The sequence below is a fragment of the Clostridium sp. NSJ-49 genome, assembly GCF_014287725.1.
Lineage (GTDB): Bacteria > Bacillota > Clostridia > Clostridiales > Clostridiaceae > Clostridium > Clostridium disporicum_B.
Map to the genome: position 1 here is coordinate 35,536 of NZ_JACOOP010000010.1, position 13,389 is coordinate 48,924.

The window sequence follows — 13,389 nt, forward strand, 5'->3', positions numbered from 1 at the left end:
ACTACATATTACTCTCTCTCTGGATATATTATTTCATTCAAAAAATCAACTAATTCTTTAGCATTTTCTTCTACTAAACTATAATGGTTCCAAGTGCCTTCTTTCCTTGAAGTAACTAATTCACAGTCGATTAATACTTTCATATGATGTGATAATGTTGGTTGAGTGAAATTAAAATAATTTAATAGCTCACAAGCACATCTTTCACCATCTGATAATATATGAATAATCTTCAATCTATTCTGATCGCTAAGAGCTTTAAATATTTTTGCATTTACTTCATATTTATCTTTCATCTTTCCTCCTATATAGATACTTATCTATGTATTCAATATAGTTTACATCTTTTTCATTGTCAATATACAAAGTGACTCTAAGTATTTTTTCTTCTTTTAAATATAATTTAATATATTCTACTTTCTAATCATTCTGATCTTCCATTATTTATAAACTTAATTAAACTACAGTAATAATTAATAAAATAAAAGGAGGCATATTAAATGCCTCCCATAAATTATTATTAACTATTATTATTTAAATATTTATCTTTTATTCTTAATTTACTTTACTTCTTGAACTCCAGTAACTGTGCTCTTATCATCCATTTCAAATGAATCTTTATATTCTTGTTTTGAGAAATACACATTACCTTCAATCTTAGCATTTTCAAGTTCAAATCCTTCAGCTTCTACATATACATCTCCAATTATTGTTCCACCTTCTATTTTTGTATCCTTACTCTTAACAGTAATTTTTGGTGTTGTTAATGTATAAGATTTAGTTGTATTATTATCATCATTTTCATAAAGAGCTATTGTACGACCAGCAGGAACCATCTTTGAAGAATCATTTTTATCCGGTTTAGTAAAGTCTCCTTCTACTACTAAATCTTTACTTGTAGTTATATCATTCTTTAATAATACTATCCAACTATCTTTTAAAGCTTTTTTAAGTGTTTCTTCATCACTTGCTAAAGATGCTGAACTTACTACATCTGCATCTCCAGGATTATTTGTATTTGTATTTTCTTTTTCTTCAGTAGTTGCTCCTTTATTAGTTGTATCATTTGTAGTACCATTATTGCCACAACCAACTAATAAGGCTACTCCTAAAAATAACGCTAATACTAATGACTTTGTTTTCATATTTTATCCTCCTAAAGTCTAATTTTAAATTTTGTAATATTTATTACAACCGCTAATTTTATTATTTCACTAAATACTTTAATTATTACAAAATATAAATAACACTCTAATTAATAATAAATATGTAATAGAAGTAATAGATACAAAAAAGGTTGTATCAAAATTTGATACAACCTATAATAACTAACAGTTTCTACCGTTTCTAATGTTTCTACAATTGTTACAGCTTTCTAATACTTTCTTTATAACGCAATCTCTACCTCTTCTAAAGCCTTCATTAAACCCAGCTCTGAATCCTTCTCTAAATCCTTGTCTTACTCCTGCCTCTCTACCTTCTTGACGTCCTACTTCTCTTCCTTCTTCAAAACCATTTCTAAATCCTTGACGTTTTCCGGCTTCACAGCCTTCTCTAAAGCCAACTCTTCTTCCTTCTTCGAATCCTTTTCTGAATCCAGCTCTAAAGCCTTCTCTTCTACCTTCTCGTAAGCCAACAGCTCTACCTTGTCTAAATCCTTGCTCTTTTCCAGCACAAAAAGCTGCATTAATGGCATTAATACATTGTCCATTTCTAGAATTACAATTACTATTTTCTATGCCTTCTGTAAAAGTATCTTCATCAAATTCGCTTACAAAATTTTCATCACATTCTCTTTCTCTACGAAATCTATCTCTGTCACATTCTATATTTTCTTCATCATCAAGGTCAAATTCATCCAAATCAAATTCATTCAAATCAAAATCATCAAAATCATCAAAATCATTAAAACATCTTTTGTCCATAATTCCTATCTCCTTTGTATAGTTAATTTTATACTACATTATATGCATTATGGATGAATATGTTAAATGTTTGTATATTAATTTTGGCTATTTTTTATCTTCATAAAGGCGTAATCTATAGTGGCTTCTAAATTATTTGATTTTTTCCCTCCACCTTGAGCTAAAAATTTACTTCCTCCACCTCTACCATCAATTAAGGTAATTGCATCCTTTAATAACTCATTCATAGATATATCATTGTCTTTTGACGATGCAAAGATTAGATTTGACTTATCATCATATTTTACAGCAAACAACGCTATTGTTTTTTTATTTTCTACTAACTTTTCTGCAAGCTTCCCAATATGCTTTAAATCCGACTTTTCATAAATCTTCTTAATAATAGATATATCTCCAATCTTATCTGCAGATTCTATCATTTCCTTTATCTCATATTTACTTAGTTCTAATTTTAACATTCTATTTTCATTTTGATATTCTCTAATTTCCTCTGCTGATTTACTTATTATGTTCAGTATTTCACTTTCTCCACATTTCATTGACTTACAAATAGTCGCAATTATACTATCTCTCCTTAAGCTATCATCTATAGCTCTTTTCCCTGCTAAAAATTCTATTCTAGTTGCGCCTTTATGTTTTTCCCATCTTTTAATCTTAATCATTCTTAAATCTAAAGTTGATTTAGGATGCACTCCACAACAAGCATTTATATCAAGATCTCCTATTTTTACTATAGTAATCGCATCATCAGTTTTCGGTAAAGCTCTTCTTATTTTTATCTTTTTAAGCTCTGATTTACTTGGCGTAAAAAATTCAACTTCTATATTTTGATTAATTATTTCATTTGCAAATCTTTCAGCTTCTCTTATTTTATCTTCCTCTAAGAATCCCTCAATATCTACAGTACTACTTTCACTTCCCATATGGAAGCTTACAGTATTAGCATTAAACAATGAGTAAAAGCACCCTGATAAGACATGCTGTCCTAAATGTTGTTGCATTCCATCATATCTTTTTTCCCAATCAATTTTACATTTTACTCTATGTATTTTTAATGGTTTCTTTTCAAGAACATGATAAACTACTCCATTATCTTCATATACATCTATTACTTTACTACTTTCAATAAATCCAGTATCTCCAGGTTGACCACCTCCACCTGGGAAAAATGCACTTTTATCTAAAGCTACATGATACATTCCATCTATCTCTTTAACCTCTACAACCTCAGCTGTAAACTCCTTAATATATCTATCTAAATAGTATAACTTTTCCATTTACTTTTTCCTCCATTATATTGTCATAAGACAAACTTTCTCATAAGTAATTATAATACACTTATATTTTCAAAATTAGAAATCCACATATTTAATAATTTATCCATAAAAAGTATCTATATATACCTAACTTAAACACTCTCATGGACCCAAGTAATAATATAACTAACATTTTTAGGTATATCTGTTATCTCTGGATTACATTTAATAAACCTTCCTTCTAATCCTAATTCCTTGCATGTTAAATCGAAATGACACATAGCTATTCCCATATCAATTCTATGAATATCAAATGTTAACTTATCATTTTTCTTCTTAGATGAGTTAATATAGAAATGAAATTTATTACCATCTTTAACTATTCTCCAAGGTTGCTTATTAAGTGCCGATGGAGCCAATCTAACATTTTCAAGTACCTCTTTAAAGTAACCTAAATTAATTACTGGTGTCAATGGTACAGAAAAATCTCTTAAGAAAAAAATTTCGTACCATTCTTTTCTCTTTTTTGATTTAGTCAAAAACTTCATAGCCTTTTCTATAAAACGCTTATTCTCTCCACTCTTACCAAAAGGAGTTACTATAGGTAAAACTTCATCTTCCTTTAATTCCATAGACTTCGAAAACTCTCCCTTATTAAAAGTACCTCCAATCCAACAAGTTCCTAATCCAAGAGAGGTTATATAAAGAATTACTTTTTCCATTTCATACCCAACTTCTTCTAATGCCATTTCACCATTTTCATAAGCAACTGAAATAAAATTATTAGCACCTTTTATAATTCCATAAGTACCTATCTTTTCTCCCTTTAAAGGTTCCTTTGAGTTTATTAACTTAAATCTTACTTTTTCATTAAAGGGCCCCTTCAAATTATTAATATACTCTTCAATTTTTACTATCTTATCTTCATCAATTTCACATTCTTCATATGTCCTTACTGAGGTTCTTTCCTTAATTATTTCAGATATTGTTTTATTTATACTACTTGTATTACTCATTATTATTCTCCTAAATATATATTCATGTTATTCTTATCTTTATATAACAAAATATATGCACTATAACCATTATATCATTACTGTGTATTTTTTACATATATTCCTTTTGCTAGAGTAAATTTGCATCTTCTTATGTTTATGTTATATACTAGATATGTAACCATTAGATACTAGGAGGTATATTTTGAATAAAGAATTAAAATTAATAGCTAGCGCTTTAGCACTATGTGTTACTTTTAATGTTTCTTTTCCTGTAATGGCAGCTCCTGAAAATACATCTATTGATCAACATAAAGTTAAGTACCAAGAACTTAACACGGAAATTAAACAAATAAGTGAAAAGATCTCTAGCTTAGATGTAGAAATTGAAGAAATAAATCAAAATCTAGAGGAAAATAACAGAAAAATTGAAGATACAAAAATAGAGATAGAAAACACTAAAAACCTATTAATCCAAAATGAAAAAGAAATGGATGAAGCACAAAATAAACTTAATATTAGAGTTCGTTCCCTGTATAAAAGCAACCTTACTTCTAATATTATATTATTTGTTCTTAATTCAGAAAGTTTTTCAGATTTATTTAACAGAATACATTCTGTATCAAAAATAATATCTCTTGATAAAGAACTTATGAAGGATATAGATGAAAAGAAAGAAAAACTTGAACAAACTTCTGAATCACTAAAAAAGAATGAAGATGAATTGAATTCACTAAATGAAGAAATATCTAAAGATTTAGCTGAAGTTGAAAGTAAGAAGTCTGAACAGCAATCAGCTTTAAATGAACTTAACGAACAAAAAAATGAGGTTTTTGCAATAATTGAAGCTAATGAAAAAACTCTTGTTGAGCACCCATTATCAATTATTAACTCTTCTACCTCTTCAATATCACAAATTCAAGATGCAGTTAATACACTTGAAGGATTACTCCCTCAATTAACTAGCTCTTATGTAATTGGACTAGCTCAAGATGGAATTTATCAAGGTAATGTTATAATTGAAGAGGCAAACACTCCACCTGTTGCCCCTCCATCATTAGATGAAGATGGTAAAGCAACATATCAAATGGAATCAACAGCTTATACTGGTGGTGGCATAACAGCTATTGGGCTAAAGCCAATACATAATCCAAATGGAATAAGTACCGTTGCAGTTGATCCAAATGTTATTCCTTTAGGTTCAAAGGTTCATGTATCAGGTTATGGAGTTGCAATAGCATCAGATACAGGTGGTGCTATAAAAGGAAACATAGTAGATGTATATTTTAACACACATAGTGAGTGTGTTAGCTGGGGACGTAGACAAGTAGAAGTTACTATTCTTGCCTATCCAGGAGAATGGTAAACTAGGTTTGTATTTATGGCAAATGAATCATATTTAACTTAGTTTAATATAAAGATGCCTTATGGCAGATATAAAGTTAAAAGCTTGGACATTTTATGTCCAAGCTTTTCTTAATTAACAATAAAATATTATATTTTTAGTTGATTCTACATTTGAAAATGTGTTTAATATTATATAAATATATATATTTAATTATACTTGTGGCTTCATTAACCATTCATATACTTTATAAAAAATTTCAACTTCATTATCTATATACTCATCCATACTATCATAATCTTTAGTTATTAATGAATTATTAACTTTATCTACTAATATTTTTACCTCATCAACTATTGCTAGGACATCAATATACTTATCTTTATCTAATCCGTTAAATAATTCATATACCTCTTCTACTAATTCATCTGGAATTAATTCTACAGACTCTAAATTTTCTCCCTCAACTCTAATTGACTGTATATTATTTATAAGTAATATTATATTGCTTATTTTATCAGGAAACCCCCTATCAACTAAATCAGTATATATTTTCACATCATCACTCATAGAATCAACATCTGCTAAAGATATTTCAGCATCAACTATTCTATAATTATATGAATATCCCATTTGATCAGTTATATTTTCAAACTTTATAGTTCCTATAATTTCTACTGGTAGGTCTGTAAATTCTATTTGTTTACCTTTCTTAGGATATACCGCCATAGTATTCATAAGTTGATTTGTATTAGGTAGACAATATGCACAATTCTGATAAGGCATATTCATTAAATACGCCATTGATCCATCTAACGGAGAGCTCTGTGCAAAGAATCCAACCATTTTTATCTTCTTTCCATCTAACTTTTCTAATTCCTTTATATCTATCATATCTTTAAATTTTACTTCTGTTATTTCATTATTATCTTTTTCACCTGATGCCACACATCCAATCATTATCATAGGTATTATAAATAATATAAAAACTAGCTTTTTCATTACTACTTCTCCTTTTTTACTCTAATGTAAGAATATATAAGGGTTGATACTATAATAACTCCAACATATATGAATACAATATAAAACTCTGTTGGATATACCTTTGTTAAGTCAAGTACTATTCCTAAAGATGATGATATATTATTTACTAGACTTAAAGCTACCCTATTAATTAATAAAGAAATAGTTATACTTACAGCTATTAATATTATTACTTGTCCTAAAACGTAGCTATATATTTTACTCTTATTCATTCCTAAAAACTTAAGTAACTTAATATCATTCTTAGAATTAACAAGCATTAAAAAGCTCATTACACAAGTTAATAGTGATGCTAACACTACTATTATTCCACAAAGCAATAAAGCAACCTGCTTACTCATATCAATATTACCAACTAGCTTTCTTAATATCTTTGTAGTGTTTACAGCTTGTACATCAACATCTTCACTTAAAGAAGTTTCTATTTTATTTGCTGTTGCCAAACTTCCTGTTTTAACAAGTATAGATGTATAACCCATATTATGATCATCCCCTTCATGAGAATACTCTTCTTCTTCTGAATGAATGTGTTCTTCATCGTGTGCATTCCATACACTATTTATACTTGTAAAAAGAGTGTTATCATATGATGTATTAGTCTTATCTAAGATACCAACTAAAATATATGGTGAACTTGTGTGTTCTTCTGCATAGTTACTTGTCCCATGAGATGTAGTAATTTCATCTCCTATAGAAAGATTATAGCTAGTAGCAATGTTATATCCTACAACAACTTCATAATCTTCTTTAAATAATTCTCCTGATTTCAAGCTATAATCATTTAGCAAATCAGTTGTAGTTCCTACTATTCTATTTCCTTTATATGAATCAGCCATAGCTAATGGAACTATAGTAGTTACCTCATATTCATCCATTATATTATCTAAATAATCCGTATCTATAGTTCCTAATGGGTCATCTGAGAAAAACAAACTAGACATTACTAATTGAGTACTACTACCTTTAGGTCCAACTATAATATCGTATTTTTTATCTACCTGATAAAATCCTTCATCTATTTGTGAACTAATATTTATAGATAACATACTTATAGAAATTGCTATACATATTGATATAATAAATAATATACTTACTGTTTTCTTGCTTAATAAAGATTTTATTGAATATCTAAACATTAATTAGCACCTCCAATATTCATCTTTATAAAGTCATCGTATTTTATTACACAATCAAAGTTCTCTATTAATCTATCATCATGAGTAACTACTATTAAAATATTTTTATTTTTCTTATGAACATCTATTAAAGATTTTATAATGTCGTTAGCTAAAGCTTGATTTAATGAACCAGTTGGCTCATCACATAAAAGTATCTTTCCTTCTTGAAGCAATGCTCTTGCTATACAAACTCTTTGCTTTTCTCCTCCAGACAAAGTTTTTACTTTCTGATTTACTTTATTTTTTAAACTTACAACATCTAAAGCTTCCTCTATAGATATCCTCTTCCCTTTAACTTTTTCAATTAACTTTAAATTATCTTTAACCGTAAAATCATTAAAAAGATTAAATTCTTGAGATACATAACTTATATTATCTCGTCTATATTTTTGAAGTTCTTCACTTGATAATTTTTCTAAATTATATATAGAATTATCAATATCTATAGTAATAGTTCCTCCATCAGCTTTTATATTTCCACTAATAATATTTAGTAATGTCGACTTACCACATCCAGAAGGTCCTAATATAACATATGATTTATTATCTTCAAATTTTATATTACTAAAATTAATTCTCTCATTTGAAAACTCTTTATAAACGTCTCTTATTTCTATCATTATAATCTCCTTTTAATGTATTAAATATTTAAAATCATTATCTAGAGATTTAAATATCAAGCCTCACCTTCAAACTAATTAATGTGATACTATTAAGAAAATATTTAGTTTTTCTTACAAGATATTGGATAAAATCTAATCCTATAGATTTCATAAGAGAGAAGATTATAAGTGCTGATCCAAAATGCTGCAAATTTTCTGCACTCTTTTCAATATTAATACAAATTTCACAGTGACCTCTTAAGCAATTGTGATTTTCATTTAATATTGAGTACTGTATATTGGTAAAAATATTAATAATCAAATAAAAAGCCAATAGCAACGCTATTATCTTTTTATTAAATCTAAAAAAACTTATAATTTCTCACCTCCTACCCCTAAAAAACTCTACATTTTATTCTACTATAAAAATTCCTATTTTCAACTATATACACAATAATTTCAAACATACTCCACATTTAACCAAAACTAAAGGAGTTGTCTCAAAACAACTCCTTATTACTATATTAATATATCTTTTTTACTAAAATTAATATGTGCTATTAAATATGCAACTAATGTTGTTACTATCATTACTATTACTCCATTTGTTACTGTCATATTTGGATTTTGCATCATCATAGCACTGCTTCCTGTGAATACACTTATTGAGTCCCCAAAGTTTAAAAATACTAAATGTGCCATTTTTCTTAATGCTGACAGGTTATAACTTCCTATAGTTAAGAATACTGTAACTACTACTGAAATCGCCATAGTTATCATACTACTTTTTATTAATGTAGAAATCATAAAGATAACTGCACACGCTGTTATTATAAATAAGGCTTGGAATAACATAGCTTTTGTAAATAACTCTAAGTTTGTTCCCATATGTCCTGAACCTACAACTTTTGATAATATAGTTGTTCCATCAGCATTTATTATCTTTTCATAAACTGTTCCAATACTTACTGGGTATGCAGAATTATTAACTCCACTAGTTATATTAACAAATAAGAATCCTACAATTTCTGCTCCTAAAATCATCGTAAGAACAGTTATAGTAACTGCTATAAATTTTGATAATAACACTTTTCCTCTAGTTACAGGCTGAATTAGTAAAAACTTTAATGTTGCAGGAGTACATTCTCCTGATACTATATCACTCATAAATACAGCTATACCAGCTACTAATATAGCCATTCCTAAAAACTGCATTAGTGAACTCATATAATTATATGCATCATATTCCCATCCATAAAGTGGTTTAATATTATTATCTCTAAGATACGTTAATTGCTCTAATCTTTCTTTTGATTCCATAGCATACTGTTTTGACCATTCATCATCATACTTCTCATATCTTATTATAGATTCTTTGGCATATTCTATTTCTTCATCTAATTGCTTTTTCCATTCATCTTCATTTACACCATTTTTAATTATATCTTCATAACTCTTTATCTGCTCTTTAGAATATTCTATTGATTCCTCTAAAGATGCTATATACTCTGGATTTACATCAGAATTTTTATTTAATTCAAGCTCCTCTTTGTAGTAATCTAAGTTCTCTTTTGCCATCTCCAATTGTTTCTCTGGAGACTGCCACATCCTCATATTCTTATCTGAGCTATATTGCCCAAAGATTGTAATTCCTATAAACAAAGCAAACAGCACAAATACTATCCATGTCTTTCCCTTTTTTAATAATTTAATAAGTTCATTTTTAATAAGTGTAAGTAACATTATCTTATACCTCCCTCTACTAGTTCCATATATCTCTGCTCTAGTCCTTTTCTTTCTTTATAAATTTCTTCAATACTAAAGTTATTCATAGCTAAATGTTTAACTAGTTTAGGAGTGGAGTTACATTCCATTATTATCTTTAATCCTTTATCACTTTCATTACATGATGAAATATAAGATAACTTGCTTATTTCCTTAACTAAAATATTGTTATCATCATTAGAAACTAAACATACTACATCACTATCTGTTTCCATTGTATTGCTTTCTTTATTAATATCCTCTACAGCTTTAATCACACCATCATTAATAAAAGCAACCTTATCACAAAGATTCTGAACTTCAGATAAAATATGAGAAGATACAAATACAGCCATATCTATTTCTCTAGCAGCCTTTTGAACTACCTCTCTAAAATCTAATATTCCTGAAGGGTCTAATCCATTTGTAGGCTCATCTAAAATTAGAAGCTTAGGTCTTGATAAAAGTGAAGCTGCTAATCCTAATCTTTGCTTCATACCTAATGAATACTTTCTTACTTTATCATCTATCCTATTTTCAAGTCCAACAAGTTTTATAGTTTCCTCTACTTGCTCCTTAGATATTTTTCTTATTCTTGCTATCTGCATTAAATTTTCTCTTCCTGATAAATATTTATATAACTCAGGATTTTCAACTACAGCTCCAACTTCTTTTAATGCCTTGCTTGTATCCCTTTTTAAATCATATCCACATATTTTAATTTCTCCATCTGTAGGTTTAATTAAACCTACAAGCATTCTTATTGTAGTAGTCTTACCAGCCCCATTAGGACCTAAGAAGCCAAAAATTTCTCCTGAATTTATCTCAAAGCTTACACCTTTAATGATTTCTCTCTTGCCAATGGTCTTTTTTAAATTATTTACCTCTAAAACCTTCATTACTTTTCCTCCATTTTTCATGATAATAATGATTATAAATATAAAATCTTAAATATAGGCTATCGAAATTCTTAAAATTTCCTTAAAATAACATACCCCAATGATACGTATTTTTTTGCATATCATTGGGATATAATTTTTTAGTTAATATTTAAATTTTTATTATTACATTTTAAAAACTTTTAGATTTTATATCGTAGCTATTAATTTTACTACTTAGCCTAAATCCTTCTTATTATAAATTATATAAGTTCCAACAATACTCACTAATATTAAAACAGTTGCTACAATTACATATCTAAGTTCAAATCCATCTTTAAATATCTTAGCTGGTATAAAATAATCTGTAGGAGAAAAATATATTAGCCATTCAAAAGACTCCTTTAACTTTCCTAATACACCTACAAAGTAACTTGCAAAAAACACTCCTAAAGCTACTGCTGTAACATTAGTTCTTGCTTTTATTATCATTGATAATAAAAATCCTATTGACATAAATGTATAAGAAAGCATAGCCATTCCAATATACATAATCTTAATATCCATTAATAAATCTATAGTCTTTATATCCTCTGGTTTTACTATTATACCTATTGCCATCGTTACTAATCCAATTATAAAAATGAATATAAAGATAATTACTATAGATGCTAAAAGCTTTGAGGTAACTATTTTATTTCTAGTTATAGGTTTTGAATAAAGGAATTCTATTGTCCCATCTTTTTCTTCCTTACTTAAAGCTGATGCTCCTAATATTAACCCATATATTCCTGCTGCCATCACTATATATTGAAGACAATACCCCATATAATCTTTAATATTTGAAAAATCCATCATTTCATCTATATTAAAAGCTTCCAATAGAGTAGAAGGCATCGCACCTAGCTTATCTCCGACAAGTTCTTGCATTCCCATATCCTTCATACTAGGAAAAAGAGCCATAAACATTATAACTAATGCACTACATACAATAGACCAAATTATAAGAGATTTAAATTGCCTCTTAAATTCAAATTTAAAAATATTCATGGTTATTTTCCCCCTTCATTTTCATAATAGTTCATAAAAGTATCTTCAAGACTTTGTTCATGAATTAAAATCTTATTTATATAAAATTTTGATAAGGCTTTTATAAGATCATCTGCACCATTTGAATAATTAAATATAAATTCAGTACCTTTTAAAGATATAACTTCTCCTCCTAAGCTTTCTATATCTTCTCTCTTTATTTCTTTCGCTTCTATAGTAACTTTCAATCCTAGATTTTTAGTTAGCTTATCTATCTCAATAGTATCAATAATTCTACCTTCTTTAATAACTGCAACTCGGTGACAGAAGTTTTCAACCTCTACTAAATTATGAGAAGATAAAAATACTGTAGTTCCCTTCTTATTTTGTTCTAATAAAATTTCAAATAGCTTTTTTTGAATAAGTGGATCTAATCCATTTGTCGGTTCATCTAATATAAGTAATTTAGGGTTATGAATAAGAGCTTGTACTATAGCAACCTTCTTTTTATTGCCTAAACTTAACTCTCCCATTTTCTTTTCAACTTCTACCTCAAGATTTTCACAAAGCCTAGTTATTTATTCCTTACTACAAGAATTATAAAAGCTTGATGAGTACTTTATTATATCTTTAACCTTTATATCGTCATAAAACTTAACTTCACTAGGTACATATCCTAGAATCTTTTTTATTTCTGAACTTTCCTTTACAATATCTTTCCCTAAAATTTTACCTTCTCCTGATGTTGGAAAGATAAAATTTAATAATGTTCTTATAGTAGTAGATTTACCCGCTCCATTAGGTCCTACAAATCCAAAAATTTCTCCTTCTTTAACTTTTAAATTAACATCTACTATACCTCTACTTTTCCCATAACTTTTTGTTAAACTTTTCGTTTCAATAGCATACATCTAATTTCCCTCACCTTCATTACTTTTTTTTAATTCCTTATATACCTTCAACCTTTCATTAAATCTTTCACCAGTAAGCTTTGTATAAATGTAAATAGAGCCAGCTGTTATTATAAAGCATACAGTAAAAATACTAACTGCTATAATGATATTATTTAAATCATTTAAATTAAACCAATTAAAAACTTTTGCGAATCCATATCCTAATCCTATTAATATAAGATAATGAATTAATACTTTAACTTCCCTTTTTACCTTATTCATAAAATTAAAAGTATATAATACATATTGCAGCATAGTTAACAATATTGATATTGCAGCCATTTGCCATATAAGAGAAAACGATATACTATCAGCACCAATAAATGGTCCTATTAAAGCATACATTATAACTTCACCTGCAAAAAACAAACAGCATAACTTCTTTATCTCATAACTATTAATGAAGAATGTTCTCATAAT

General features: G+C 27.8%; 13 protein-coding genes and 1 pseudogene. 1 reads left to right on the forward strand and 13 read right to left on the reverse strand.

The features are described from left to right. Nucleotides 1–8: 8 nt before the first annotated feature. The 5 genes from H8S10_RS05285 to H8S10_RS05305 form a co-directional block, all read right to left on the reverse strand. Entirely contained in the window at nucleotides 9–296 is a 288-nt protein-coding gene (locus H8S10_RS05285) for a metalloregulator ArsR/SmtB family transcription factor (RefSeq protein WP_055264696.1), read from the reverse strand. A 264-nt stretch (nucleotides 297–560) separates the two neighbouring features. Continuing rightward, nucleotides 561–1,145: a hypothetical protein gene (locus H8S10_RS05290; protein ID WP_055264695.1), complete on the reverse strand. Its 585-nt coding sequence runs from the start codon at nucleotides 1,143–1,145 to the stop codon at nucleotides 561–563. Between the two features lie 183 nt (nucleotides 1,146–1,328). Further along, nucleotides 1,329–1,925 (reverse strand): Yae1 family protein, encoded by a 597-nt coding sequence (locus tag H8S10_RS05295; protein ID WP_186838148.1) that lies wholly within the window; start codon nucleotides 1,923–1,925, stop codon nucleotides 1,329–1,331. A 77-nt stretch (nucleotides 1,926–2,002) separates the two neighbouring features. Continuing rightward, nucleotides 2,003–3,202, reverse strand: a complete 1,200-nt coding sequence (locus H8S10_RS05300; protein ID WP_055264693.1) for a DHHA1 domain-containing protein — start codon at nucleotides 3,200–3,202, stop codon at nucleotides 2,003–2,005. A 131-nt stretch (nucleotides 3,203–3,333) separates the two neighbouring features. After that, nucleotides 3,334–4,197, reverse strand: coding sequence for a nitroreductase family protein (locus tag H8S10_RS05305; RefSeq protein ID WP_186838149.1), 864 nt, complete (start codon nucleotides 4,195–4,197; stop codon nucleotides 3,334–3,336). Between the two features lie 184 nt (nucleotides 4,198–4,381). Between H8S10_RS05305 and H8S10_RS05310 the strand changes: the two genes are divergently transcribed. Continuing rightward, the gene (locus H8S10_RS05310) at nucleotides 4,382–5,542 is read left to right on the forward strand and encodes a 3D domain-containing protein (protein WP_243175831.1); all 1,161 of its coding nucleotides are present in this window, start codon (nucleotides 4,382–4,384) and stop codon (nucleotides 5,540–5,542) included. Nucleotides 5,543–5,734: 192 nt separating this feature from the next. Here H8S10_RS05310 and H8S10_RS05315 read toward each other — a convergent pair whose 3' ends face one another. The 8 genes and pseudogenes from H8S10_RS05315 to H8S10_RS05350 all read right to left on the reverse strand — a co-directional run bounded on the left by H8S10_RS05315 (nucleotide 5,735) and on the right by H8S10_RS05350 (nucleotide 13,386). Beyond that, on the reverse strand, nucleotides 5,735–6,523 hold the full coding sequence (locus tag H8S10_RS05315) for a hypothetical protein (RefSeq protein WP_055264691.1): 789 nt from the start codon (nucleotides 6,521–6,523) through the stop codon (nucleotides 5,735–5,737). Between the two features lie 2 nt (nucleotides 6,524–6,525). Further along, the gene (locus tag H8S10_RS05320; protein WP_186838150.1) at nucleotides 6,526–7,701 is read right to left on the reverse strand and encodes an ABC transporter permease; all 1,176 of its coding nucleotides are present in this window, start codon (nucleotides 7,699–7,701) and stop codon (nucleotides 6,526–6,528) included. Further along, on the reverse strand, nucleotides 7,701–8,363 hold the full coding sequence (locus tag H8S10_RS05325) for an ABC transporter ATP-binding protein (protein ID WP_186838151.1): 663 nt from the start codon (nucleotides 8,361–8,363) through the stop codon (nucleotides 7,701–7,703). Before H8S10_RS05325 ends, H8S10_RS05320 begins: the two co-directional genes overlap by 1 nt. 501 nt (nucleotides 8,364–8,864) lie before the next feature. Continuing rightward, complete coding sequence (locus H8S10_RS05330; protein WP_186838152.1) at nucleotides 8,865–10,088, reverse strand: ABC transporter permease subunit; 1,224 nt, start codon at nucleotides 10,086–10,088, stop codon at nucleotides 8,865–8,867. Next, nucleotides 10,088–11,008: an ABC transporter ATP-binding protein gene (locus H8S10_RS05335; RefSeq protein ID WP_186838153.1), complete on the reverse strand. Its 921-nt coding sequence runs from the start codon at nucleotides 11,006–11,008 to the stop codon at nucleotides 10,088–10,090. Before H8S10_RS05335 ends, H8S10_RS05330 begins: the two co-directional genes overlap by 1 nt. Nucleotides 11,009–11,224: 216 nt before the next feature. Continuing rightward, nucleotides 11,225–12,037 (reverse strand): ABC transporter permease subunit, encoded by an 813-nt coding sequence (locus H8S10_RS05340; protein WP_055264686.1) that lies wholly within the window; start codon nucleotides 12,035–12,037, stop codon nucleotides 11,225–11,227. 2 nt (nucleotides 12,038–12,039) lie between these two features. After that, nucleotides 12,040–12,927, reverse strand: a pseudogene (locus H8S10_RS05345) (ABC transporter ATP-binding protein). Further along, a complete protein-coding gene (locus H8S10_RS05350; protein ID WP_186838154.1) occupies nucleotides 12,928–13,386 on the reverse strand; it encodes a DUF3021 family protein in 459 nt (152 codons plus the stop codon). Nucleotides 13,387–13,389: the final 3 nt, after the last annotated feature.

Coding starts and splice junctions, on each gene's coding strand:
- H8S10_RS05285 (WP_055264696.1), bottom strand. CDS start 296: ATGAAAGATAAATATGAAGTAAATGCAAAAATATTTAAAGCTCTTAGC.
- H8S10_RS05290 (WP_055264695.1), bottom strand. CDS start 1,145: ATGAAAACAAAGTCATTAGTATTAGCGTTATTTTTAGGAGTAGCCTTA.
- H8S10_RS05295 (WP_186838148.1), bottom strand. CDS start 1,925: ATGGACAAAAGATGTTTTAATGATTTTGATGATTTTGATGATTTTGAT.
- H8S10_RS05300 (WP_055264693.1), bottom strand. CDS start 3,202: ATGGAAAAGTTATACTATTTAGATAGATATATTAAGGAGTTTACAGCT.
- H8S10_RS05305 (WP_186838149.1), bottom strand. CDS start 4,197: ATGAGTAATACAAGTAGTATAAATAAAACAATATCTGAAATAATTAAG.
- H8S10_RS05315 (WP_055264691.1), bottom strand. CDS start 6,523: ATGAAAAAGCTAGTTTTTATATTATTTATAATACCTATGATAATGATT.
- H8S10_RS05320 (WP_186838150.1), bottom strand. CDS start 7,701: ATGTTTAGATATTCAATAAAATCTTTATTAAGCAAGAAAACAGTAAGT.
- H8S10_RS05325 (WP_186838151.1), bottom strand. CDS start 8,363: ATGATAGAAATAAGAGACGTTTATAAAGAGTTTTCAAATGAGAGAATT.
- H8S10_RS05330 (WP_186838152.1), bottom strand. CDS start 10,088: ATGTTACTTACACTTATTAAAAATGAACTTATTAAATTATTAAAAAAG.
- H8S10_RS05335 (WP_186838153.1), bottom strand. CDS start 11,008: ATGAAGGTTTTAGAGGTAAATAATTTAAAAAAGACCATTGGCAAGAGA.
- H8S10_RS05340 (WP_055264686.1), bottom strand. CDS start 12,037: ATGAATATTTTTAAATTTGAATTTAAGAGGCAATTTAAATCTCTTATA.
- H8S10_RS05350 (WP_186838154.1), bottom strand. CDS start 13,386: ATGAGAACATTCTTCATTAATAGTTATGAGATAAAGAAGTTATGCTGT.